The 1,024-nt window shown below is 74.0% G+C and carries 1 protein-coding gene; it reads right to left on the bottom strand.

Going from position 1 to position 1,024, the window contains the following annotated elements; all coding sequences use genetic code 11:
- Positions 1-1,024 (bottom strand): FtsX-like permease family protein (locus AB0M20_RS45620; protein ID WP_364307932.1); only part of this gene is annotated, 1,024 nt, incomplete at both ends.

Genomic DNA, 1,024 nt, shown 5'->3' with positions numbered 1-1,024 from the left:
GGGCCCCCCCCACCCCCCCCGCGCCCCCCCCCCCCCGCCGCCCGCCCCCCGTGTGGCCCTGGGTGTGGCGGCCCACCGGGGCGGCGACCGCCGTGGCCAGAACTCCGAGCCCTGTCCCGACCAGTCCGCCGGCGACGGCGAGCAGCGTCGACTCCAGCAGGAACTGCGCGGCGATATGGCCGCGGCGGGCGCCCAGCGCCCGGCGCAGGCCGATCTCACCACGCCGTTCCAGCACCGAGATCACCATGATGTTCGCGATGCCGACGCCGGCGATGAGCAGAGCGATGCCGCCGAGCCCGAGGAAGAGGCCGACGAAGGCATCCTTGGCCGCGATCCTGGCAACCAGCAGGTCGGAGGGCCGTCGCACCTGAACGTCGCCGCTGCCGTCGGGCACCGTCGTCGCGGTGAGCACGGCGGCCACGGCGGCCACCTGGTCGGGATCGGCCCGCAGATAGATCCGGCTCGGGCCGTCCGCCCGCCCGAACGCCGCCTCGGCCTGCGGGAAGCTGATCAGGGCGGCGACGTCGATCTCGGGCGCGATCGAGATCGGCGCCAGCACGCCGGCCACCGTGAAGTAGCGGTCGCCGAGGAGCACCTGGGTCGGAGCGTTCAACGACGCGATGCCGAGGATCTTCGCGGCCTCGTAGCCGAGGACGGTGACCGGATAGCGGTCCGCCGTCGCGTCGAGGTACCTCCCGAGCAGCATCCGGGCCGACACCGTCCGCGGCAGGGACTCCTGCGCGGCGAGCACGTTCATGCCGCCCGTCTGTGTCGGCGGGATCGCCGAGCTGCGCCGGACGGACACGTTCTCGATGGTGCCGACCGCGGTGACCGTCTGCACCGGCGGGATTCGCGCGATCATGGGCTGGGCGGTGGACGGCAGCGGCACCTGACGGCCGTCGATCGATTCCGCGGAGGCCACCGTCAGCAGGTTGCCCTCCTCGCCGAGCTGGGCGAGCAGGTCGGACTTGGCGGACTCGGCGATGCCGAGGACCGCGACGACCGCGGCCACCGCGACCGCGAG

The organism is Actinoplanes sp. NPDC051633, from assembly GCF_040681735.1.
In the GTDB taxonomy this organism is placed as follows: Bacteria; Actinomycetota; Actinomycetes; order Mycobacteriales; family Micromonosporaceae; genus Actinoplanes.
Note: the sequence above shows the minus strand (reverse complement) of the source record. Positions and strands in the feature narration are given on the sequence as shown.